Here is a 23793-nt window from a genome sequence, read left to right as displayed (position 1 = left end):
GGATTTAGGAGAACACTCCCGTACCGGATGATTTTTACGGGCGATTGCCGGTGATCGTTGAACCGGTTTCAAGCGGCGCGACGAGCGCTCTATCCTGTCCGCTTTCAGCCAAACCTTTCTCAACCAACCCCGAGCGCTTGGCGTCCTCGGTGAAGTCCATGAGAAAGAGGAGGCCTGCTGGTCGCCCGGGGATCATGCACATTGCTTGGTCGATGGCCGTGAACCGGCCGTTGACCACTCGAAGGCCACTGCGTTCGCGCGCGACCCGTTCGAGGGGTTGCCGGACACCGGCCGCGGCCTCCAACCCGTGGTCGAGGAAGAGATCGACCGCTGCGGCCGAGGTCGGCGCCCGCACCAGTTCGGCATGTCGCAATGTCCGAGTGAGGAACAGGTCGTATGCGGCGTTCAAGCCGACAGCGATGCGTATCCCGGCCCGGTCTAAATCGTCGATCCCATGCAGAGGTGAGCCGACGAGGACCAGATAGGTACCTTCGATGTTGACGTAGGGTGCCGTGAACGCGAGCTCGGCGGCACGTTCGGGCTCGCGGGCGAGGAATGCCACATTCACCTCGCCTTCCTTCAAGGCTTCGAAGGCCTTGCCGGCGGCCTCGAAGGCATGGAACTCGACCGGGACGCCAAGCCGACGAGCCAACTCCGTGGCAAGGACGACCGAGACGCCGCGGGGCTCGCCCGCGACGGGGTCTCTCTGGGCCAGGACCGGATTGCCAAAATTGATTGCCGCGCGCAGGACGCCGGTCGGTGCGAGATCGGCCCGGGCGGCGGTGAGATCGTTCGTGTTCATGCCGTTCCTTACACCTGCCCGATGTCGATCCGGGCATCGGGCGCCCACCGACGTCGACGTCGTGCTTCCCGACGCGGCCCTCCTTGCTGTCGTCACGTCGTCTCTATCGGCGCATCATCCAAAACAGCCTGCGCGGCGCTGCATCCAGGACGACGCGGCGATCACCCGGATCCGGGACCCAGACGTCCAACTCGCCCCGCACCTGGCTGTAACCCGTCGTCGCCTCGAATTGGGTGTTAGGCCAGTCGCTTCCCCAAACGAGATGATCGAGACCGAAGCTCTCGCGCAGCAGCGGCATCGCAGCCGCCGGTAAGCCGGCACCGTTGCGGTACGAACCAGAGATCTTGACCCAGACGCGACCCGTATTCCCCGCGGCCAGCAATTGCCGAAAACCCAGATCGTCGATGCCGAGCTTGGGGTCAGGCTTGCCGAAGTGGTCCGCCACGACCTTCACGCCGCTCTTCAGCAAGAGGGGGAGCAACTCCGGCCATCGACGGGCCTCCGCCTGGATCTCGACCTGCCAGTCGAGATCGGCGAGGTGCTTCAGGAACATCGGCCACGGATCGGCATCGAACCGTGGGTTCTGCCCGCCGATCAGGTTGAGCCGGATGCCGACCACCCCGGCGGCAGCGAGTTCCCGTAGCGCATCCTGCTGGATGTCGGGCTGCACGACGGCGATGCCCCGGAAACGGTCCGGGTAACGTCTCAGCGCCTCCAGCATGTAGCTGTTGTCGGTTCCGAGAAAGCTCGGCTGGACGAGGACGCCATTCGTTATGCCGTTGGCTTCCAGATTCCTGATGTAATCCTCCGGCGTCGCATCGTAGTCGGGCGCATATCGACTATTGGCGGCTAACGGCAGGCCACGCTTGAAGACATGCGCGTGGGCATCGATAGCCGTCATGGCGGCTTCCTGGGCCGCGCCGTGTTGCGACCAGGCACTCGCCGCAGCCAAGCCTACGATGGCACCATGGAATACGCGTCGCGAAATCATCGCCGCTCCCTTGCGATCATGGTTACGGTCAAAACTATTCCGCGGCGGCCGGAGCAGGGGCTGCGGCCCGGGCACGCAAGCCGCGGCCGAGGATCAGGGTCATGATCGCGCCCGAGCCGGTCAGGAATACGAGGGGCAGTAGCGCGAGGGGGAAACTGCCGGTCTGGTCCTTGATCACGCCGAGCAGCCACGAGGCAATGCCGGTCCCCAGATGCGAGAGGGTGTTGATCGCCGCAATCCCGGCAGCGGCGGTGCCCACCGAAAGCCATTCGGTGGCCATTGCCCAGAAGGGTCCCTTGATCGCGTAGTTGCCCATCAGCACGAGGCTCAGCAGCACCATCGTCACCGTAAGCGAGGAGGTGAGGTTGGTTGCGAACAAGCACAGGCAAGTCGCGGCCAGCGGCAAAGCCGTGCTCCACACCCGCTCGCCGGTCCGGTCGGCTCGTAGACCCCAGAAAATCATGAACACCGAGGCGATGCCGAACGGGATCATGTTAAGCAGGCCCGTTTCCAGATTGGACAGGCCGAACGCCTTCAGGATCTGCGGCTGCCACAGCGAGAGCGCGTTGCTGGTGGCCGACGACCCCGAGTAGATCAGCGCCAGCGCCCAGACGTACTTGTTGGTCAGCACCTTATGCAGCGGCAGGTGGTGCCCGACCGGGGATGTCCCGGAGCGATCCGCCGCGAGTTGATCCTGAAGCCATGCCCGCTCCTCGGGTGAGAGCCACTTAGCCTCCGCCGGTCGGCTCGGCAGCATGAACAGGGCGCCCAGCCCGAGCAGCACCGCCGGGATTGCCTCGACGATGAAGAGCCACTGCCATCCGTGCAGCCCAGCGGCACCTTCAAGCTGCAGCAGGCCTGCCGAGATCGGCGAGCCGAGGAAGCTGGAGATCGGGATCGCAACCATGAACATGGCGACGATGCGGGCGCGGTACGCCTTGGGGAACCAGTAGGTCAGGTACAGGAGCGCACCGGGGAAGAAGCCCGCTTCGGCAGCGCCGAGAAGGAATCGGCACAGATAGAAGCTGTAAGGGCCGACGATGAACGCCATCGCCACGCCGACCATGCCCCAGGTGATCATGATACGCGCGATCCAGAGCCGCGCGCCGAACTTCTCCATCGCGATGTTGCTCGGCACCTCGAACAGCACGTAGGCGACGAAGAACAGGCCACCACCGATGCCGAACATGGCCTGCGATAGGCCGAGATCCTTGTTCATGGTGAGGGCGGCGAAACCCGCGTTTACCCGATCGACGTAGGCGATAAAGTAGCAGAGCACCAGGAACGGGATGATCCGCCAGCCCACGCGCCGCATGACGGCGGCTCCATCAACGGATCGGTCTGGCGAGGTCGGCGTGGCGTCCATATCGTGTCTCCCACCAAGATCCGATTTTTTCTTGGTTCACTCCATATCGTCGATGTGAACCCTCTTGGAACGGCGCTTCGGGCGTTCTGGGATCGATTATCCGAAATTGTAGGGGCTCCGTCGTCAAAGCATTCGATCCGCCGAGGCATCAGTGGCCGATGGCTATTGAACGTCGATCTGCCCTCGTTGACACCGCGGTTCAGCGAACGTCGGAGGCGATGCGTTCCCTGCCGCCACCATCTTGTCTGACCTCAAGCTCACCACGCTTCGAAGCGGAGAGACCGGTTCCCACCCAACCCGATCGTAGAGCGGACGGACGGGTCTCGACTTATCGTTGCTCCTCAATCGCCCTGATCACTGTCACGCTAGGGCCACACGCGAATGCTTAAGGGCTGATTTTTTAGAATGATTCCAGACGCATCATGGGCCACATTGAAGCTTCTACAAACAAACCTTGTTCACATAGATTAATGCCGCCTTGACCGCTTTTGTTTCTGGATTGTAACGATGCCGCCTCAATAAAGGCTGGTTATCGTCTGTGACTCTTCCGCACCCAAAATTCCGAAGCGTAATCCATCTCGCAGCGTCAACCGCATTAGTATTATTGGCCCAATCAGGCTCGCTAGTCAGCTTCGGACCCAGTTCTGCGGTAGCCCAGCTTGCAACTGACGCTTCGCAGGAGGTGCAGCTCGACGAGCTGTCCGTCGTAGGCAATGGCGGAACGGCTAACGGGCCGCCCCGCAAGGTGGATGGCTACCTTGCTCGTGAGAGCGTCAGCGCGACACGTACCGACACGCCTCTTCGCGAGGTGCCTCAGACCGTGGTCGTCGTGCCGGACAGTGTTCTTCAGGATGCCGCCGCGACGCGGGTCGACACTGCCCTCGACCTCGCCGGCGTCGGCCGGGCCAATAACTTCGCCGGCCTTGGGCTGACGGAGTTCACGATCCGCGGCTTCAACACCGGCGAGTATTACCGCAATGGGTTTCCGATCAACCGCGGCTTCCCGAACTCGCCGGACGTGGTCTCCATCGAGCGGATCGAGGTGCTGAAGGGTCCCTCAGCCTTCCTCTACGGCCGCGGCGATCCCGGTGGGACCTTCAACATCGTCACCAAGCAGCCGCTCGCCGAACGCGCCCTCGCGATCGGCACGCAGTACGGCAGCTTCAACCAGAAGCGCAGCACCTTCGACGCCACCGGTGCTCTCGATGAGGAGGGGCGGGTGCTCGCTCGGGTCACGGGGGCCGTCGAGGATAATGGCAGCTTTCGCGACTTCGTGAGCGGTGACCGCTTCTACATCGCCCCCGTCATCGCCTGGAAGCCGACCGCCGACACCACGATCACCTTGGAGGGCGAGGTGATGAGCACCGCCACGACCTTCGACCGGGGCGTCGTGCCGATCAACGGCAACATCCGCGCACTTCCACGCAACCGCTTCATCGGCGAGCCCGGCATCCCGCCGGTGCGCAACGACAACGCTCTGGGGCAGCTTCGCATCGAGCACAGGCTCGACTCGAACTGGGTAGTGACGGCCGGCGCCCAAGCCCTCGGCGGGCGCCTATTGGGCGACGGCGTGGGCGCCATGAACGTCCTGCAGGACGGCCGCACCCTGCGCCGCACCTTTGAGCACCGGGACCTGAGCTGGTCCGACATCGACCTGCAGCTCAACCTCGCAGGCAAGTTCGAGACCGGTCCCTTCCGGCACACCTTGTTGATGGGCTTCGAGTACGACAGCTACCAATACCGCGAGGTTTTCGACCGCTCGAACGCGAACCTCTTCCCCTTCACCCTCGACCTGTTCGCCCCACGCTACGGACAGGCGGCGCGGCCGCCGCTCGCCTCGATCACCAACTTCCTCCAGAACACGGAGAGCTACGGCGGCTACGTTCAGGACCAGATCGACATCACCCCACGCCTACATGCGCTCGTGGGCGTGCGCGTCGAAAGCCTTGGCCTGGTCTCGACCGACTACCGGACCGGGCGCTCCACCAGCCTGCAGGACACGGTCGCGACGCCGCGCTTCGGCCTTTCCTACGATCTTGCGGACACGGTCTCGCTCTACGGCAGCTATGGTCGCTCCTTCCTACCAAACACCGGCACGAACCGCGCGGGGCAGCCCTTCGCCTTCCAGCAGGGTGAGGGCTATGAGATCGGCACCAAGCTCAGCCTGCTCGATGGGCAGCTGAGTGCCACGGCAGCCCTGTTCGACATCCGGCGCACCAACGTCCTCACCGTTGATCCGGTCGATCCGAACTTCAGCGTTGCAGCCGGCGAGGTCCGCAGCCGGGGCTTCGACTTGACCGTCGCCGGCTATCTGGCGCCTGGCTGGCGGATCATCGGCACCTACACCCATGCAGACGCCGCCGTGGCTCGCGACAATACGCTGCCCGTGGGGACTCGGATCGCCAACATCCCCGCCGACACCCTCGCCCTGCAAAGCGTCTACGAGTTCCAGGGGGCGGAGCTGCGCGGCCTCGGCTTCGGTGGTGGCGTTACCCATGTTGGCGCACGGCAGGCCGGGACGGCCCTCTCGACCTTCCGTCTGCCGGACTACACGGTGTTCAACCTGATCTCGTATTACTGGATTACGCCGCAGGTGCGGGTCTACCTCAACGTCGACAACCTGCTCGACACCACCTACTACGACCGCGCCTTCCAAAACCGCTACGCCACACCCGGTACGCCGCGCACGATCATGGGCGGGGTCGCAGCACGATTTTGATGTCCACCGCTGCAAGGAAGCGGCATTCCATGGTGGATCACCGGCCTGTGAGATAGCTGCGTCCGCTGGGATGCTTGAGCCGCCTGAAATCGGACTGGCAGTGATCCACCCGGTCCCGTCTTAGAGCGAACAGTCGGCACCCGACCCGACCTCGCCGTTCCACCGCTTCTCTCGGCTGGCGAAAAGCTGTCGGACCGCTGCGTGGCGAGACAACCACGCTGCGGTCGTCGGAAACCGCGACGGCGATGGAACGGATCAGGTCATGCCTGCACCCAACGCACGGCATCGATCAGGGCACGAAGCGCCGGTGTCGCCTGCTGGCTCGGATGGTAGAGGTGGTAACCGGGAAAGGGCGTGCACCAGTCCGCAAGGACCTGCACGAGGTGGCCCGCCGCGATATCAGCTGCCGCATCCTCCTCCAGCATGTAGCCGAGTCCGGCGCCGGCCCGCACTACGGCCCCTGTCAGGACCGCATCGTTGACGGTGAGTTGGCCGCCTACGCGAACGCGAACGTCTTGGCCGTCGCGCGCGAACTCCCACGGCAGCAATCCACCCCCGCCGACCAGCCGGTAATTGACGCAGTTGTGCGCCTCCAGGTCCGCCGGCGTCTCGGGCCGTGAATGGCACGCAAAATAGGCGGGTGTGCCGACCACGACCGTGCGCAGGTCCGGCCCTAGGCGCACGGCCACCATGTCTCGCTCCACCGTTTCGCCGAAGCGGATGCCGGCATCGAACCGATCCGCGACGATGTCGGTCAGGCGATCGTCGATGACGATCTCGATGGAGACGGCCGGATGATCGAGGAGGAAGCGCGGCAGGGCGGGGTCGAGCACGTGGCGCGCGGCCGAGGAGAAGGTCGTTAGCCGCAGCGTCCCGGATGGCTCACCCCGCCAGTCGGCGAGCGCAGCGAGCCCGCTTTCGACCTCCGCCAGCGCTGGCGCCAATGACCGCATGAGCCGCTCGCCCGCCGGCGTCGGAGCGACGCTGCGCGTGGTTCGCGCGAGCAACCGAACGCCGAGTCGTTCCTCCAGCCCCCGTACGGCGTGGCTGAGTGCCGAGGGCGAAAGGCCGAGTTCGGCCGCCGCACGCGTGAAGCTGCGGGTGCGCGCCACCCTTGCGAACGCCGCCAGATCGTCGAGTGTGCCCCGTCGCATTGCTGCATCCCGTTCATAAGCCCTTGCGGATGATACGGGCTAATCCCCCGCGAACGGCGGCGCTATCCTGTGCGGGATCAGCAGGGATATGCAACAATGGACCTCACCCACTACCGAACGCTCGGCCGCTCCGGCCTTGCGGTCAGTCCGCTCGCGCTCGGCACCATGACCTTCGGCACGGCGCGCTGGGGGCTGGACGAGGCCGGCAGCCGCGCCGTGTTCGACGCCTATCTGGAGCGGGGCGGCAATTTCGTGGACACGGCCGACGTGTACGCGGGTGGCGAGGGCGAGGCGATGCTCGGGCGCTTCATCGGCGAACGCGGTTTGCGCGACCGGATCGTCCTTGCGACCAAGTCGGGGTTCGCCACGGGCAACGGGCCGCACGCGGGCGGCAACGGTGCCAAGCATGTCCACGCGGCGCTGGAAGGCTCGCTGCGCCGCTTGCAGACCGACTACGTCGATCTCTACTGGGTGCACATCTGGGACGGGGTTACGCCGGCCGAGGAGTTGCTGGAGACCATGGCTGGTCTCGTGCGCGCCGGGAAGGTTCGCTATTGGGGCCTGTCGAACACACCCGCCTGGTACGTTGCCAAGCTCACGACGCTGGCCGCCCTGCGTGGGCTGCCGGGGCCGATCGCGCTGCAGTACTTCTACGCGCTCGTGAACCGGGAGGTGGAGGACGAGCACATCCCCCTCGCAGCCGAGTTCGGCTTGGGCATGGTACCGTGGTCGCCGCTCGCCTATGGGCTGCTAAGCGGCAAGTACGACCGCGCTACCGTGGAGGCGGCGGGTCCGCGTGTGGGCGGCTTGCCGAAGGATGCGGCGCAGTCGGGCGCGATGCGTTCCGCCGACGACAAACGGCTCGACGGGGCCAATCCCTTCGGCGACAGCCTGTTCACGCCGCGCAACTGGACCATCGTCGAAGAGGTTCGCCGGGTGGCGGAAGACATCGGGCAATCGCCGGCGCACGTCGCGCTCGCCTGGGTGATCGGACGATCGGGAGTCGCCTCGACGCTGATGGGCGTCAGTCGGCCGGCGCAGGTCACCGACAACATCGCCGCGCTTGATGTCGTGCTGTCTGAGGAGCATCGCGCCGCGCTGGATGCGGTCAGCGCACCGGCGGAACCGCGCCTGATCTACGGCCTGTCGCGACCGCCGTTGCGGCAAGCCGTCGTGTTCGGCGGCGCGCAAGTTCGGGCCCCGGGCGAGAGGCCCTGAGGAAAGCCTTTCCTCGCTTGCCCGGTCCCGGGTGTACCCAGCCTCCCTGTCCGCCAACTGCCCCAAGGCGACGCGCGAGCATCGGTCGGTACAGACGCCGGGCAAACGTCCGGCTTCATGGACATGCAACCAAAAAGCGGTCGGGCAGAAAGCCACCCAACTCATACCAACCGGCATTGATCAAAACCGATAGGCCCACTGGCGCAGTCCGATGGACATGATGAGCCAGGGTTGGGCGACGAAGCGTTTCCAGGCCTCACAACACCGATCGAGGATGTCGTCGTAGGAGGTGAAGATCCGCGCCAGCGCCTGGCGCTGCGTCTCGTTCAGCTTGGGACGGTTGCCGGGTGCCTTGCCGTCGATCAGGCCGACCGGTCCTTCGGCGTTGAAGGCCAAAACCCAGTCGCGCACCGTCTGCAGGCTCACCGCCCCGATCCGGGCGGCGTCCGTGCGGCTGCCGCCATCGTAAATCTCGGCCAACGCCAGCAGACGGCGGCCCTGACCCGCATCCCGGCCGGCCCTGGCCAGCCTCCGCAGATCATCGGCCGTGAAATCCTGCCGCAACGCCACCGCAGCCGACATGGCAAACCCTCCCGGTTCGCCTCATCGAATCAGATCCGCAAACGCAACGAAACTCCGTGAGTCACCCTCAGCGTCGATTGGTATCAGACGTAGATTATCCTCTGCCGGCCTGCCACGAAGCAGACCTTCCGAGAATTTGAAACGGATCGCTTCCAGATGGTTAGCTTGCCGACCCAAGCGCTGGTTGGCCGCGCGGATAGCGAAAGTTGATCTGCATAATCGACCCAACATCATAAAAGCTATGTTTTATGATATTCGATGTGAAGCTAAATCTCTGCTGGCGCTGATTTAGTTCTAGGCCTCGCCCTTCCAGCCAATTGGAAACAGCATGCTTTGTCGCTGAACCGCACAAAGCATGAGATTTCAATGAAGCAGGCCAGGGTGCCCACCGAGGCGGAGTTCCGGCGGCTTGCAGCGGTAGTGAGCCAAGGCAAATATGGGCCACGCAATCGCATGGCGCTGATGCTGAGCTACCTAGCTGGGTTGCGGGTGGGAGAGATCGCATCACTCCGTTGGAGCGATCTCCTCGACGACGAGGGCAAGGTACGCGAGCAGCTGCGGCTCAGCGCAGCGGTGACCAAGGGCGGCCATGCCCGCGTGGTGTTCCTGAACGCCCGGCTGCGCAGAGAGGTGGAGCAGTACCGAGCAAGCCTCGCGCAACCCCCTGGCCTGCTGCAGCCGGTGCTCATCACCCAGAAGCGCTCGGCGTTCAGCGCAAACACCCTGTGTCAGCTCATACGCGGCTGGTACGATGCCGCCGGGCTTGATGGCGGCTCAAGCCACAGCGGGCGGCGCTGGTTCATCACGCGGCTGGCTCATGCTGGTATTTCACCCAAGGCCATCATGATGCTCGCCGGGCATCGGCATCTCTCGACAACGCAGCGCTATATCGATGTCAACGATGAGATGATGCGGGCTGCCGTAGAGATTTTATAATATTCAAACAGCATGGTGATCCCCGAATTTCGACCAAACAGTATCAGGTGCGCCGTGCCACGCCGATTTGAATATCATGATATCATCATTGACTTTTCTGCATGAAGAAACATCCATGTTTCCACTAAAAAACTTCATCTTTATTATTTCAAGCATGTTATTCGGATCATGAATTTCTGGAAGAATTGTGAATATTATCCCGTTAGTTTTCTGAAGGCGGAGCCAATCTTTCAATGTAGTTAAATCTGCGCCAAATGCCTCGAAACAGTCACCCATTGGCTCGTTAGGAGCTATAATTGCTCGGAACTGAGCCTCAAACCATATGATTTTCATCTCGATAATCCCATTATTACCTTATTGTTTGTATTGAATTGATTGTATTAAGTTTAAGCTAACGAATGGGCCGCGCAGTTGCATAAGCAGTGCAGGGTTATGGCTAAAGATGCTGAAGGTTTGGCGTGCAATGCCTTCTAAGTCATCGTGAACGCGATGATCGACATTGATTTCGGCGGTGCGTCCAGAGGTGTAGAGCGACGACATGCTCGCAGTCGCAAGCAGACAGTAAGAATCCGACCCAACTTCGTCGTTCTGGACGCTGCTTCCTATGTCTAGAAGCAGCTGTTCGAGCGAGCCGCGTCCCTCTCAGGCCAGTCGCTGCGGCGGCGTCAATTCAGTCCAAGCTGCGATTTGCTCGTTAAGTGGCCGTTGCGGAACGAGACAGTGAGGTTTGCGCCGTAGGTGCCCGTCCCGCGCCACGTGTAGGTCGCCCGCTCGGTCTGGCCGATCGTCATATGGGTCACCCGCCGGCCGGGGCAGCCGAGGCGCTCGACCGCCCGATGGTAGCTCATGCCGCGCTTCAGGGCAGCATAGGCCGCGGGCGTGGCCCGGCAGCCGGAGGGCTTTGCGACCGCCGGCCCGAAGGGGAGGACGAAGAGGGCGGCGAGGGCTGGCGCGAGACGAAGGATCGACATGGCGTTCCGGTTGCGAGACGTCTGGAGTGACGGGGTGCGGCGCCCAGCGTCCGCTCAGCCCGGCTCCGCCTCGGCCGGCGTGCCGGTCTCCGCGGGGCTGGCGTCCGGCGCGACCTCGCCGGCCGGCCGCACCACGACCTTGAGGTCTTGGCGCATCTCCTGAAGGTGATCGACCACCACCTGGTCGCCGTCGGAGAGCCCGTCGAGGATCGCGGTGTTCCCGCCATAGGTATCGCCGGTGGTGACGGGCTTCTGCTGGACCTTCCCCTCGGCGTCGACCACGTAGACGATCTGCTGGGCGAGCTGCGCGTCGAGGGACGCGGTCGGCACCAGGAGCCGCTCCTTCGTGCCCGTGCGGATGCTGGCGCGGACGAACTGGCCCGGCAGGAAGCGCTCGTCGGTGTTCGGCATCAGGGCGCGGACCAGCCGCCGGGCGGTCCGCGGGTCGAACCGGTTGTCGAGCTGGTAGATTTTGGCCTCGCGAACCGGCTTGCCCTTCGCGTCGAGCACCGCAACCGTGACGCCGCCCTTCGTCGTCATTGCCGCGCGGATCGCCTCAGAATCCTCCGCCGACAGCGCCATCTGGACGTCGATGGGATCGAGCTGAACCACGGAGACGAGCTGCGTCTGGTTCTCGATGACCAGATCGCCGGGGTTGATGGTCGAGAGGCTGGCGCGTCCGTCGAAGGGTGCGTTCACCACCGCGTAGTCGAGGTTGAGGTTCTGCCGGGCGATCGCGGCCTCGGCGCCCTGGACCTGCGCGACAGCAGATGTGCGGTTCGATTGCAACTGCTGGAAGCGCTGCTCCGTCGCGTAGCCCTTGTCGGCCAGAGATTCGGTGCGGTCCACCTCGGCCTGCGCGAAGGTGAGCTGCGCCTGGGCCTGAGCCTGCTGCGACTTGGCGGTCTGCAACGCCACCTCGAACGGGCGCGGATCGATGCGGAAGAGCACCTGCCCCTTCTTCACGTGGCCGCCCGGCTCGAAGGGGCGTTCCATCACGTTGCCGGTCACCCGCGCCTGCAGCGTCGCGTCCTGCTGGGCGATGATGGTGCCGGTGTAGGTGAAGCTGATCGGGACCGGCACCTTGCGCGCCGTCACGACACGGACTTCCAGTGGCGCCTCATCCGGCGTGGCGGCGGGCTTGGCCGCGGTGAACGGCAGGGCGGCGAGCATCTGGTGCGGCGTCGGACGCCCGGCCGCGTACCAGCCGCCCGCGCCCGCCAGGACGATGATCCCGGCCCCGAGGCCATACTTGACTGCTGCCCGCACCGATGACGCTCCCGAGCTCACCGGGTCCGGCCGCCGCGACCGCCCAGCGGCAGAGGAACACGCATGCGGGCCGGACGTTGCAACGCGGGCTCCACAATGGCGTCCTAGGACCGGAAGCCACGATCCAGCATGTTCGCCCGCTTCGTCGATCGGCCGGTGCTCGCCGGCGTCATCTCCGTGCTGATCACGCTGATCGGCGCCGTCGCCGGCCTGACGCTTCCGATCGCGCAGTTCCCCGAGATCGCACCGCCGATCATCAACATCCAGGCGACCTATCCCGGCGCCAGCGCCGAGCAGGCCTACGAGGCGATCGCCATCCCGCTCGAGCAGGAGATCAACGGCGCGCAGAACCTGCTCTACATCAACTCCACCAGCAACACCGACGGCAGCGTCAGCATGGACGCCACCTTCGAGGTCGGGTCGAACCTCGATGCAGCCGCCGCGGAGGTGCTGACCCGCGCCAACCGGGCCGAGGCCAAGCTGCCACCCTCGGTCAACGCGCAAGGGCTCGAGATCACCAAGAGCTCGCGTCAGCGGCTCGGCAACATCGTCCTCTATGCCGAGGATGGAGCGCCTTACGACGAGCTGTTCCTCGCCAACTGGGCCGAGACGCAGGTGATCAAGCCATTGCGACGCGTCCAGGGGATGGGGCGCATCGTCAACTTCTCGAACAAGCGCTACGCGATGCGGGTCTGGCTCGACCCGCTGAAGATGGAGGCGCTCGGCATCAGCCCGGGAGCGGTCTCCACCGCCATCAGCCAGCAGAACGCGCAGATCACCACCGGCACCCTCGGCAAGCCGCCCGTCGACCAAGCCACCGCCTTCGAGCTGCAGCTGGTCACGCAGGGACGCCTGCGTCAGCCCGAGGAGTTCGCCAACATTCTCTTGCGGGCCAACCCGGACGGCTCGGTGGTGCGCATCCGCGACGTCGCCCGGGTCGAGCTCGGCTCCGAGCAGTACGGCGTCCGGTCGAGCTTCGACGGGGCTCCGTCGGCGACCCTCGGGCTCTATCAGAACCCCGACGCCAACGCCGTCCAGGTCATGGACGGCGCCCGCGCCACCATGAAGGACCTCGCCAAGCGCTTCCCGCCGGGGCTCAAGTACAAGATCGCGCTCGACCGGACCGAGTTCGTTAAGGAGGCGATCTTCGAGGTGGTGCGGACCCTGTTCGAGGCGCTCGTGCTCGTCGTCATCGTCACCTACCTGTTCCTGCAGAACTGGCGCGCGACCCTCATCCCGGCCATCGCGGTGCCCGTGGCGCTGGTCGGCACCTTCGGGCCGATGGCCCTGCTCGGCTTCTCGTTCAACACCCTGAGCCTGCTCGGCATGGTGTTGGCGGTGGGGCTCGTGGTCGACGACGCTATCATCGTCGTCGAGAACACCGAGCGCCTGATGGACGAGGGTATGGCGCCGCGCGAGGCCTCCCGCGAGGCCGTTACGGAGGTCGCCGGGCCGGTGATCGCCACGACCCTGGTGCTCGCCGCCCTGTTCGTGCCCGTGGCCTTCATCCCCGGGCTGACCGGCAAGCTCTACAACCAATTCGCGCTCACCATCGCGATCTCGGTGATGATCTCCGCGGTGGTCTCGCTGACCCTCACACCGGCCCTGTGCGGGCTGATCCTCAAGCACCGCGCGGCGGACGCGACGGACGAGAGCCGCTGGCGCGCGCCCTTGCGTTGGTTCAACCGGATGCTGGAGGGCGCGAGCCGCCGCCTCGTCGCAGCGATCGGGTGGCTCACCGGCCATGTCGCCCTGGTCGGCATCGCCTTCCTCGCCTTTGCCGCCCTCACGGTTTGGATGACCGTCGCGCGTCCGTCCGGCTTCGTGCCGGACGAGGACCAGGGCTACTTCTTCGCCGACGTAGTCCTGCCCAAGGGCGCGTCGGTCGCCCGCACCAACGCGGTGGTCGATCGCCTCGGCGACGCGCTCCGCGAGATCCCGAGCGTCGAGCACACGATCGGCGTCACCGGGCGCAGCATCCTGGCCGACGCGATCGCGCCGTTCTACGGCTTCCAGATCCCGACGCTGAAGCCGTGGGGCGAGCGCACACAGAGCGTCGACGACGTGATCGCCACGGTGCAGAAGCGCTTCAAGCACGATCCCGACGGGCAGGTCCGCGTGGTGAACCCGTCGCCGCTGCCCGGCCTCGGGTCGCGCAGCGGCCTGACGCTGGAGCTTCAGGATCGCAGCGGCACCGGCGGCCTCAAGCTCGCCCAGGCCGCCAACCGCTTCATCGCCGAGATGGAAAAGCTGCCCTCCGTCGGTCGCGCCATCCCCACCACCAGCTACGGCGTCCCGCAGTTGCGGCTGGAGATCGACCGCGCCAAGGCCGAGCAGCTCGGCGTGCCGCTGCAGAACCTGTTCGACGCGCTCGGCACCTATGTCGGCTCGAGCTTCGTCAACCTCTTCAATAGGTTCGGCTACGTCTACCAGGTCTACGTGCAGAGCGAGGCCTCGGGCCGCCGCACGATCGAGGACGTCGAGGCACTCACCGTTCTGAATAACCGCGGCGAGCCGGTCCGGGTCGGCTCGCTGATCCAGACCCACTTCGTCACCGGGCCGACCGCGGTCCTGTCCTACAACACCTATCCAACTATCGAGATCGCGGTGGATACGGCGGCCGGCGCCAGCTCGGGCACCGCCATCGCGGCGATCGAGGCGCTCGCCGAGGCCAAGCTCCCCTCGACCTACGCGGTAGAGTGGACCGACGTCGCCTACCAGGAAAAGATCGCCGGCGGCTACGCGCCGCTGATCTTCGGGCTCGGAACGCTGATGATCTTTCTGCTGCTCGCCGGCCAGTATGAATCATTGCGCCTGCCGTTCGTGATCCTGCTCGGTACGCCGATCGCAATCTTCGGCGCCGTGGGCTTCCTGGCGATCCGCGGGCTCGCCCTCGACATCTTCGGGCAGGTCGGGCTCCTGCTCCTGGTCGGCTTGGCGGCCAAGAACTCAATCCTCCTCGTCGCCTTCGCCGAAGACTTGCGCAAGCAGGGCGAGGACGTGCTGAAGGCCGCCCAGGACGCGGCGCGCCTGCGCATGCGCCCCATCCTGATGACGTCGTTCGCCTTCATCATGGGTTCGGTGCCGCTCGCTATCGCCAGCGGTGCGGGCGCCAACGCCCGGGTCTCGATGGGCACGGTGGTGATCGGCGGCCTGCTGGTGGCGACCTTCATCACCCTGTTCGTCACGCCGACCTTCTACGTCGCCTTCGAGCGCCTGCTGGGGAAGCCTGAGGCCTCACCCGAGCCCACCAAACGAGCGGACGGGACGCCGCAACCCGCAGAATGATCGGCCGATCCGAGGCGAAAATCTCTACGTGCGGGGCTCGCTCGTGTAGCTGCATCCTGGCCAGGCTGATCAGGCGCAGCGTTGCTCTAGAGTAGTCAGACTGCTTTCCACCCAACCACGCCATTCAGCATCGCCGCTTTGCGCCATCAGCGGACCTTCAGTTGCAACCACGCGAATGCCCGCTTGGAGCCCGATAGCAGCCATTAAGATGGAATAGTCGCTCCGGCGGCCAAAACATCCTGATGTCATGGCTGCCGCTTTCGGGGCCGCTTTACCTCCCGAGCGGACATTCGACTAAGCGGGGCGGAAGGTCCGCAACGGGTCAACTACGGACCCACGTCAGGCACGCGTCCAGTCCGGGCGCAGCCGGTCGACCACCCGCTCGAGCCGTACTTGCCCGTAGTGCTTGTCGATCATGGCCAGAGAAGTGCGGCAGTTGCGAGCGATGTCCGTGACCTCAGCTCCATGCGTGAGCTGCTGGGTGATGTAAAAATGCCGCAATGAGTACGGGGTGCGTTTGATGCCCCGGTGATCGCGCTCCAGATCTGCCGCCTTAAGCAGCTCGGTGAAGCCATTGGCAATCGAGCTGATTCGCTTGCCCTGGCCACTGGCGAACACCGGATCGCCATCCACGGGCTCGCGCTGCATGCCGCGCTCGAACAGCATCCATAGGGTGTCGAACCACGGGATCGCTGCGGTGTGTGGGATAGCCGTGCCGCTCATGCCCTTGCCCCGAGCCTTGAGCCGGATGTCTCGCTGCGCGATGCCCGCGCCTCTTCCCGCTCGATAGCCAAGGACGTCACCCCAGGTGAGGTTGTACATTTCTGTCGGGCGTAAGCCCGAGTAGGCGCCAATCATCACGTACGCGTGGAGCACCGTGCGATCTCGCCGGGTGTGATCGTCTAGCCGCTTGATCTGCCAGCGGCGTTTGTCGCTGCTCCGAACCTCAGCGCCGCTGCCATCCATGATGGGATCGGTGAGCCGGCACAGGCTGGTCTCCACCAGCTTGGTGAACTCATGGGGCTCGAAGCTGGGTCGGCGGTTGTCCTGTTTGCGCCGAACCTTGATAGCGATCTCAGGAGGCGTTTTGAGATAGCCCCATTTCACGGCCTGCCGCAGCAGGGCTCGCAGCACTACGGCCTCCCCTCGCTGCCGGCTCAGCGATGGTGCTGCCCGGCGAACGGGTCGGCGCAAGCGGTGCCCCGCGCGCTCGTACTCGATGTGCGTGATGAGCTTGCCGGGTCCTTCGGTCCAATAGGTGCGCCGCCATTCCGCGTAGCGCTCCAGATCGGTGTCTGTGATGCCGTCGACGGAGCGGCTGCCAAAATAGCCCACGAAGAAACGGCGAATCATGCTGGGCTCGCTGCGACCCTGATCGGCTCGGCGTTCCCCACGCTCCACTTCCCGGTGGATCAGCTCGATGAATTCTTGGGCCACCGCCTCGAACGTGTGCACCTTCGCGCTGAGGCCCTGCTTGGCCCGGTACGTGGCCTCGTACCAAATTTCATCGGCTTTGCGTTCGGCTTGAGCACGCTCGCTGGTGTCCAGGGATCGCTTGATCTGCCCCTGCCCGCGGATGCTGAACCGCATCTGCCACTTGGTGCTGCCCGAGCGTTGGAACAGCTGATAGCGCTCAGCTTGGGGGCTGCCTGGGGTGCTCAAAATGCGCCCTGTCTGGTTACTGCGGTGCGGATGACTGCGCTAGAAGTGCGCTAGCGTGCTCCTGCAACAGGAACCAAAGCCTTAAACCGAAAGGGCTTTTTCCAGCACTGCGCTAGCACTGAGCTAACGCATAAAGCCATTTTTCCGCAGCTCAAAGAGCCATGAAAAAGCCTGCTAAGTGCTTGACCTAGCAGGCGAAATCTATGGTAGCGGGAGAGGGACTCGAACCCCCGACACGAGGATTATGATCTGGACGCGAGCACGGGTAAGTCATTGATATCAGTTATCTTCGCATGCTGCTGCGCTATCATTGCGCTATCACTGTGTTTTGCTGTCACAGTTGTGTGGTCAGAGAGCGGATGGCGGTTGGCGACCCATTGTAGATGGCGGAAGGTCCGCTTTTAGGCGCTACATGGGAGAGAGCCCTACGACCGGGTCGGTTGGATTTTTGCCAGTCTGCTTTCGAGCAGTGAACTACGTCATGTCTACATTCGTTCCGCCTGCGACGCAAAACGGCTTCGCACTCTCACGGTCGTCATTCATCTCCTGCGTCTTTATCGAACCGGACGCTTCGCGCGTAAGTTCAAGTAGCCCTCAGAAGAACAACGAAGCGACGGAGTTACAGCACCATGTGTTGTCGATACTGAGCCGAGGCCGTTTTGCCTCCGCGACTTCGACGCAACGACGTCCAATCAATGCAATGGTGCGGAACGAGCGCGAACTTCCGCCCGGGCTAGGCTGCGACCGAGCTCTAACAGCAGAGTCTCTGCCAAGGCGAGGGCCTTCGGCTCATCAGCCTCCTGGAGTGACCTGAACCCCGCTAAAAAGAAGTCCGTCGCTCGCTCCAGCGGCATAGCTAATTGATCCTTACTCGTTTTGATAAGAGGGCTATGGCCTTCCTCGCTGCGTGTAATGTCTACGACAATGCCGCGGCCCGACACCACGGTGCCAGTATTATCTTTGTCGAATTTCCCGCGAGCCAGAATCCGGCGCGTCTGACCGTCCGCCGAACAAACGCGGTGCTCAGCGATAAACCAACCGCCGTCTGTCGCGCATCGCCAGATTTGCCCCATGACTTGCGCGCGATCTTCCGGGTGGACGCCACCGTTGAACGTTTCAAACGGGATGCCCTCGTCGGCCGACTTAGGGGTGAAGCCGAACAGGAATGCGATCATGGCGTCGCCAGTGACAAGATTTTCGCGAGCATCGACCTGCCAGCGACCAATCGCATCTGCATCCTCAAGGGCGGCTTGCAACTTATCGCGCCATGGATCGACGCCTGTGCCGTCCGAAGTTCGCATTTGTTCAAAAGCCTCAGTTCAGTCACGGCTGTGGATAATGCAAAGCGAAGCTGTTGTACATTAACGCGCGAGCTTGGCTGCTGATACGAGGTGTCATGGCTGATCGTCGCCGGCCTCTAGGCCCCTCCTGGAAGCCGCCGAGCTGCCGATAAACGACGATGGACGCAGCGGGTCTGTTCCACAACTGGAAGCTCCGAGACACGCCCACCCCTAGCCGATGCTGTCGGACGGCCGACGAATGGCCGCTCATGGGAAGCGCGATCGGCGATCCAGGCGGCTGGGTTGGGTCGCTACCGGAGGGGCGGCTCGGGGTGGTGAGCGGAATGGCTGCTTTCGAGCGGGAGACGGAGACTGCAGCCATTCGGCGGATGGCCACAGCCAAGCGACAGGGGGATGCCGTGCAGGATAATACGAGTCCCGCACGGCCGACGATCAGCGCTTACTCCGCAAGTTCGCGCATGACCTTGATCAGGTCGGACTTGCCCTCGAAGCCGATGCCCGGAAGCTCGGGCATCACGATGTGCCCGTCCTCAACCCTCACGCCATCGGGGAAGCCGCCATAGGGTTGGAACAGGTCCGGATAGCTCTCGTTGCCGCCGAGGCCGAGCCCTGCCGCGATGTTAAGCGACATCTGGTGACCGCCGTGCGGGATGCAGCGCTTGGGCGACCAGCCGAACTGCTCCAACACTTCGAGGGTGCGCAGGTACTCGACGAGGCCGTAGGACAACGCACAGTCGAACTGCAGCCAATCACGGTCGGGCCGCATCCCGCCGTAGCGCAGCAGGTTGCGGGCGTCCTGGTGCGAGAACAGGTTCTCGCCGGTGGCCATCGGGCCCGGATAGAACTCTGACATCGCCGCCTGCAGGGCGTAGTCGAGGGGGTCGCCGATCTCCTCGTACCAGAACAACGGGTATTGCCGCAGCATCTTAGCGTAGGCGATGGCTTGCTCGAGGTTGAAGCGTCCGTTCACGTCGACGGCCAGCTGCGCCTGGGAGCCGATCTCCTTCAGCACCGCCTCGATGCGACGCTGGTCCTCGTCGATTGGGACGCCGCCGATCTTCATCTTCACGACGGTGTAGCCCCGGTCGAGGTAGCTACGCATCTCGGCGCGCAACTGGGTGTCCTCCTTGCCCGGATAGTAGTAGCCGCCGGCCGCGTAGACGAAGACGCGCGGGTTAGCCTCTATGCCCTTCTGCTCGGCGAGCATCCGGAACAGCGGCTTGCCGGCGATCTTGGCGGTCGCGTCCCAGATCGCCATGTCGAGGGTGCCAACCGCCACCGAGCGTTCGCCGTGACCGCCAGGCTTCTCGTTGGTCATCATCGCCGCCCAGAGCTTGTGCGGGTCGAGATTGTCGGCGGCCTCGTTCAGCACGCTCTTCGGATCGGCCTCTAAGATGCGGTCCTTGAAGCGCTCGCGGATGAGGCCGCCCTGGCCGTAGCGGCCGTTGGAGTTAAAGCCGTAGCCCACCACCCGGCGGCCGTCGCGCTCCACGTCGGTGACGACGGCCACAAGGCTGGCAGTCATTTTCGAAAAGTCGATGTATGCGTTGCGGATGGGCGAGGCGATCGGCTTGGTGACCTCGCAGACGTCGACGATACGCATGGTTTCTCTCCTCGGATTTTCGGGCGGATTGGAAAGTGCGTGAAGGAAGGGCCGTGGCTCTACGGGACCACGACTGTCGGGATCTGCAGGACGTGCCTCGCTTCCGTCTCAGGGACGACGTCCGCGGCGGCGATGGCGGCACGGTCGCGATAGGCCGCCTCGGCCTTCTGGCGATCGAAGGCACCCTCCCACTTGGCGATGGCAATGGTGGCCACCGCGTTGCCGATGAGGTTCGTGACCGCCCGCGCCTCATTCATAAAACGGTCGACTCCGAGCAGCAGCACGAGGCCGGCGACCGGGACGGTGTGGATGCTCGACAAGGTCGCGGCGAGGGTGACGAACCCAGCCCCGGCCACACCAGCCGATCCCTTTGAGGTCAGGAGCAGCACCCCGAGGACGACGAGTTGGTCGCCGATGCTGAGCGGTGTGTTGGTGGCTTGGGCAACGAAGATCGTCGCCATGGTCAGGTAGATGCAGGTGCCATCCGCGTTGAAGGTGTAGCCCGTCGGCAGCACGAGGCCGACGACCGACTTCTCGCAGCCGAGCCGCTCCAGCTTGGCCATCATGCGCGGCATGACGGCCTCAGTGGAGCAGGTCCCGAAGGTGATCAGGATCTCGTCCTTGAAGTAGCTCAGGACCTTAGTAAGCGAGAACCCGGTCCAGGCGCAGACGGAGCCGAGCACGAGCATGACGAACAGGATCGACGTGGCGTAGACGCCGAGCATGAGGTAGGCGAGCGACCAGACTGTCCCGAAGCCGTACTTGCCGATGGTGAAGGCGACGCCGCCCCCGGCACCGATGGGAGCGAGCCGCATCACCATGGCGACGACGCGGAACAGCGCGTCGAGCAGGCTATCGATGACGGCAACCACCGGCTTGCCGCGCTCGCCGGCCTGGACCAGAGCAAGCCCGAGCAGCAGCGAGATCAGGATAATCTGGAGCATGGCGCCCTTGGCGAAGGCGTCCACGATGGTCGTGGGGATGATGTCCATCAGGAAGCCGACGAGGCCGGGCTGCGCCTCGGCCCGCTTGGCGTAAGCGGCAATGGCGCTGCCATCGATGTGCGTGGCGTCAATGTTCATGCCGACCCCGGGCTGCATCACGTTGACGACGATGAGGCCAATGACGAGCGCAAGGGTCGAGACGACCTCGAAGTAGATCAGCGCCCGTACGCCGATGCGGCCGACCTCCTTCATGTTGCCCATTTTGGCGATGCCGACGACGATGGTGCCGAAGATGACTGGTGCGAGCAGCATCTTGATCAGCTTGATAAAGCCGTCTGCGAGGGGCTGCAGCGTCACGGCGATGTCGGGCAGGAAATAGCCGACAAAACCGCCTGTGACTATTGCAATGAAGACTTGAACATAGAGCCGGCTAAGCCATGACTTCATGTCCTGTTCCCTCCTACCTGCTGCCTCTACGGCAGCTTGATCAGTGAGCCCTCTTGCGGGGCTTGCTGCTGTCCGTACGCCTGGACACCCGCGCTCGGCCAATGCCATGTTCGGTTCGCGCTATGCGCGAACGGCATCGGGCTGGACTGGCGGATGGACCTGGACTGGCTGAAGGATTTTGTCGCATTAGCCGAGCAGAAGACGTTCTCGCGCGCGGCCGAAGCCCGGAGTGTGACGCAGCCGGCCTTCAGTCGGCGCATCCGGGCGCTTGAGGACTGGGTCGGAACGCCCCTTTTCGCTCGGGGTGCGCAGGGCGCTACGCTGACGCCGGCCGGCGCTCACTTTCAGCCGGCAGCCCACGAGTTGATGCGCAGCCTGGAGCGTGCTCGGCGCGACACACGGGCGGTCGGCGCTCAGGATACGGCGACGCTCTCGATAGCGGCGACCCACGCCTTGTCGTTCACGTTCTTCCCAAGATGGGTTCGCCAGGTCATGCGATCCCGGCCTCTGGGCACCCTCAACCTCATCTCAGACAGCATGGAAGCCTGCGAGCAGATCATGCTGTCCGGTGAGGTGCACTTTCTACTCTGTCATTTTCACCAGGATGCCCCGACCCGGTTTGAGGCCGACCGGTTCGAGAGCGCGCGTGTTGGCGATGACCTGCTCATCCCGCTTTGCGCCCCGTCCGAAGCAGGCACGGGAATGTGGTCGCTGCCGGGATCGCTCGCGGATCCAGTTCCCCACCTAGCCTATAGTCAGGCCTCCGGCCTTGGGCGCATCCTAGCAAGTTGCCAGAACGGGGAGCCGATTCACCTCGCGACCCGCTTCACCTCACACCTTGCCGCAACGTTGACGACCATGGCGCGCGAAGGGCACGGCGCCGCCTGGCTGCCCCAGACGGTTGCGACGGACGATCAGGCTCGTGGCAGCCTTGTCCGTGCAGGGCCCGAGCAATTTGACGTGCCCATCGAGATCAGGCTGTTCCGATCGCTTGAGTGCCGCAATCACGCAGCCGACGAGCTGTGGGATTATCTGAGCGAAACTCAGATCTATTAGTTCATATTGGCATACCTGTGGAGAGCGACTACCGTCGCTTTAGTGAACGTCTGCTTCCGGGAAGCGCGTTAATCACCTTCATTGGGGAGCTTATATCGGCACCGGTCCGTCCGCTCTTGGACCAGGTTGGGTAGATTTCCGCTGATCTGCTTTTGGGCGGCAATGCTTGAATGCGGACATCGTTGCTGGTCCCGCATCCGCCCTTCGGTAGGCATTGGGTGAGCAATCGCTCACTTACGGGGCCCGAATAGGATCACTACTATGCGCGACCCGCAAAAAGCTGGCTTGCGGGAACTGTTGACGGGCGACGTTCCCGATCGCCATCAAACTAGATCTCCGGATTGCCACACCTAGGAATTGTGTGCACGATCGTCGCGTTCGCCGTGCAGTTACCTACGTGCGTGCATGGGACGGAAACCGGAGCGCTCCTGATGGACCGCCTACGAACAGATCGGTGCCTTGAGGTTGCTCGTGAGTTGCGCGCAGCGGCCGAAGAAACGCGGCAGACGCTCCAGGCCTCGCGCGATCTCGTCCGGCGGTCCCGCGAGCAGACCGCTGCAGGGCCGTCACTACGCCGCAAGGACGATGACCCAGGCCCGTCGAACCAATTGGTGACATCTCTCATCGAGGCCTACGAGGCCTCAGAAGACGACCCCGACATCCAGACCCGCTTGCTTCTTGGTCACGTCCTCCATCATGTCGGGCGTCGTGTCGCCGGCGCGATGGGACCACGGGCGGCCGGGATCGCCGTGCATTGATCCACGCGGCGTAAGAAACGGCGGACAGCTATGGCGAACGGTGACGATCGGCAGGACGGCGACCTCAGCCCGCTGGATCGCATCGCCCGGTCGCTGGGGGTTCCGATCACAACCTTTCTGACGGCCGACCCAGCTGAGACGCCGGACACCGAAATCGTCGTGACTAGTTCGGATCATTTGCCCGAAGTGGTAGCGCTGCTGCGTCTGTTCGTTCGGCTGAAGAGCCCTGAGGCCCGGGCCCGTTGCCTCGCCTACGTCGTGCAGGAAGCCACGAACGACGGTTGATCTGCGCGGACGTCCTCGACATCGGGCGAGAACGCATGATGCTGGGCCCCAACGAACGTCGCAGTATCGATCCGAAGGCTGAGAACGCGGTGATGAACCAGGACTACTTCCCGATCGTCGGCATCGGCGCGTCCGCAGGTGGCATCGAAGCGATGCAGGGCTTCTTCCGTGGAGTGCCGGAGGCGCTCGGGGTTGCCTTCGTCATCGTCACGCATCTCAGCCGAGAGCACAAAAGCCTGCTCCCGGACGTGCTGGCCCGCTTTACGCCGCTTGAGGTCAAGGCTGCTGTCGACGGCGAGCCAGTCCGACTTGGCCACGTCTACGTCATGCCGGCCGGGTCCGTCATGGGCATCGCAGGCGGACGGCTGACTTTGAAGCCGCTCGGGCCGGCGGTCCGTGAGCCCAAACCGGTCGACATCTTCCTGACTGCCCTGGCCCTTG

Annotated in this window: 19 protein-coding genes and 1 pseudogene; 8 read left to right on the top strand and 12 right to left on the bottom strand. The window is 64.1% G+C overall.

Features of this window, described 5'->3' with window-relative positions; all coding sequences use genetic code 11:
* Positions 1-34: 34 nt before the first annotated feature.
* The 3 genes from FV229_RS11800 to FV229_RS11790 all read right to left on the bottom strand — a co-directional run bounded on the left by FV229_RS11800 (position 35) and on the right by FV229_RS11790 (position 3159).
* Complete coding sequence (locus tag FV229_RS11800; protein WP_147752158.1) at positions 35-802, bottom strand: ABC transporter substrate-binding protein; 768 nt, start codon at positions 800-802, stop codon at positions 35-37.
* A gap of 103 nt (positions 803-905) precedes the next feature.
* Positions 906-1703, bottom strand: coding sequence for an amidohydrolase family protein (locus FV229_RS11795; protein WP_246688156.1), 798 nt, complete (start codon positions 1701-1703; stop codon positions 906-908).
* A gap of 124 nt (positions 1704-1827) precedes the next feature.
* On the bottom strand, positions 1828-3159 hold the full coding sequence (locus tag FV229_RS11790) for an MFS transporter (protein ID WP_187273760.1): 1332 nt from the start codon (positions 3157-3159) through the stop codon (positions 1828-1830).
* 604 nt (positions 3160-3763) lie between these two features.
* Between FV229_RS11790 and FV229_RS11785 the strand changes: the two genes are divergently transcribed.
* Positions 3764-5878 carry a TonB-dependent siderophore receptor gene (locus tag FV229_RS11785; protein ID WP_246688155.1) on the top strand — a complete coding sequence of 705 codons (2115 nt, stop codon included), beginning with the start codon at positions 3764-3766 and terminating at the stop codon, positions 5876-5878.
* A 260-nt stretch (positions 5879-6138) separates the two neighbouring features.
* Here the strand turns inward: FV229_RS11785 and FV229_RS11780 are convergent, their stop codons facing one another.
* Complete coding sequence (locus tag FV229_RS11780; protein ID WP_147752155.1) at positions 6139-7032, bottom strand: LysR family transcriptional regulator; 894 nt, start codon at positions 7030-7032, stop codon at positions 6139-6141.
* Between the two features lie 96 nt (positions 7033-7128).
* On the opposite strand from FV229_RS11780, the gene FV229_RS11775 reads away from it, so the two are divergent.
* On the top strand, positions 7129-8250 hold the full coding sequence (locus FV229_RS11775; protein ID WP_147752154.1) for an aldo/keto reductase: 1122 nt from the start codon (positions 7129-7131) through the stop codon (positions 8248-8250).
* A gap of 303 nt (positions 8251-8553) precedes the next feature.
* Here the strand turns inward: FV229_RS11775 and FV229_RS11770 are convergent.
* Positions 8554-8832 (bottom strand): annotated as a pseudogene (locus FV229_RS11770) (helix-turn-helix domain-containing protein); the annotation flags it as partial.
* 333 nt (positions 8833-9165) lie between these two features.
* Between FV229_RS11770 and FV229_RS11765 the strand changes: the two are divergent.
* Positions 9166-9768 (top strand): site-specific integrase, encoded by a 603-nt coding sequence (locus FV229_RS11765; protein ID WP_246688154.1) that lies wholly within the window; start codon positions 9166-9168, stop codon positions 9766-9768.
* A gap of 3 nt (positions 9769-9771) precedes the next feature.
* On the opposite strand, the gene FV229_RS11760 is transcribed toward FV229_RS11765, so the two are convergent.
* The 3 genes from FV229_RS11760 to FV229_RS11750 form a co-directional block, all read right to left on the bottom strand.
* Positions 9772-10101 carry a hypothetical protein gene (locus FV229_RS11760; protein ID WP_147752153.1) on the bottom strand — a complete coding sequence of 110 codons (330 nt, stop codon included), beginning with the start codon at positions 10099-10101 and terminating at the stop codon, positions 9772-9774.
* A gap of 332 nt (positions 10102-10433) precedes the next feature.
* Positions 10434-10739: a DUF3862 domain-containing protein gene (locus FV229_RS11755; protein ID WP_147752152.1), complete on the bottom strand. Its 306-nt coding sequence runs from the start codon at positions 10737-10739 to the stop codon at positions 10434-10436.
* A 54-nt stretch (positions 10740-10793) separates the two neighbouring features.
* On the bottom strand, positions 10794-12008 hold the full coding sequence (locus FV229_RS11750) for an efflux RND transporter periplasmic adaptor subunit (RefSeq protein WP_147752151.1): 1215 nt from the start codon (positions 12006-12008) through the stop codon (positions 10794-10796).
* 129 nt (positions 12009-12137) lie between these two features.
* Here FV229_RS11750 and FV229_RS11745 point away from each other — a divergent pair, with 129 nt between their 5' ends.
* Positions 12138-15296, top strand: a complete 3159-nt coding sequence (locus FV229_RS11745) for an efflux RND transporter permease subunit (RefSeq protein ID WP_147752150.1) — start codon at positions 12138-12140, stop codon at positions 15294-15296.
* 339 nt (positions 15297-15635) lie between these two features.
* On the opposite strand, the gene FV229_RS11740 is transcribed toward FV229_RS11745, so the two are convergent.
* From FV229_RS11740 to dctA, 4 genes are all read right to left on the bottom strand, one after another.
* The gene (locus FV229_RS11740; protein ID WP_246688153.1) at positions 15636-16886 is read right to left on the bottom strand and encodes a site-specific integrase; all 1251 of its coding nucleotides are present in this window, start codon (positions 16884-16886) and stop codon (positions 15636-15638) included.
* Positions 16887-17650: 764 nt separating this feature from the next.
* Positions 17651-18259: a PAS domain-containing protein gene (locus FV229_RS11735; protein WP_147752148.1), complete on the bottom strand. Its 609-nt coding sequence runs from the start codon at positions 18257-18259 to the stop codon at positions 17651-17653.
* 439 nt (positions 18260-18698) lie between these two features.
* A complete protein-coding gene (locus FV229_RS11730; RefSeq protein WP_147752147.1) occupies positions 18699-19862 on the bottom strand; it encodes a mandelate racemase/muconate lactonizing enzyme family protein in 1164 nt (387 codons plus the stop codon).
* 59 nt (positions 19863-19921) lie between these two features.
* The gene (gene dctA, locus FV229_RS11725; RefSeq protein ID WP_246688152.1) at positions 19922-21361 is read right to left on the bottom strand and encodes a C4-dicarboxylate transporter DctA; all 1440 of its coding nucleotides are present in this window, start codon (positions 21359-21361) and stop codon (positions 19922-19924) included.
* A 45-nt stretch (positions 21362-21406) separates the two neighbouring features.
* Between dctA and FV229_RS11720 the strand changes: the two genes are divergently transcribed.
* From FV229_RS11720 to FV229_RS11705, 4 genes are all read left to right on the top strand, one after another.
* Positions 21407-22309, top strand: a complete 903-nt coding sequence (locus tag FV229_RS11720; RefSeq protein ID WP_147752146.1) for a LysR family transcriptional regulator — start codon at positions 21407-21409, stop codon at positions 22307-22309.
* 431 nt (positions 22310-22740) lie between these two features.
* Positions 22741-23067, top strand: coding sequence for a hypothetical protein (locus FV229_RS11715; RefSeq protein WP_147752145.1), 327 nt, complete (start codon positions 22741-22743; stop codon positions 23065-23067).
* Between the two features lie 30 nt (positions 23068-23097).
* Positions 23098-23352 carry a hypothetical protein gene (locus FV229_RS11710; RefSeq protein ID WP_147752144.1) on the top strand — a complete coding sequence of 85 codons (255 nt, stop codon included), beginning with the start codon at positions 23098-23100 and terminating at the stop codon, positions 23350-23352.
* Between the two features lie 35 nt (positions 23353-23387).
* The coding region (locus tag FV229_RS11705; protein ID WP_281406711.1) for a chemotaxis protein CheB at positions 23388-23793 on the top strand (406 nt) is incomplete at its 3' end.

This window comes from Methylobacterium sp. WL120 (assembly GCF_008039465.1).
Taxonomy (GTDB): Bacteria; Pseudomonadota; Alphaproteobacteria; order Rhizobiales; family Beijerinckiaceae; genus Methylobacterium; species Methylobacterium cerastii.
This window is presented reverse-complemented; position numbering and strand designations above follow the sequence as displayed.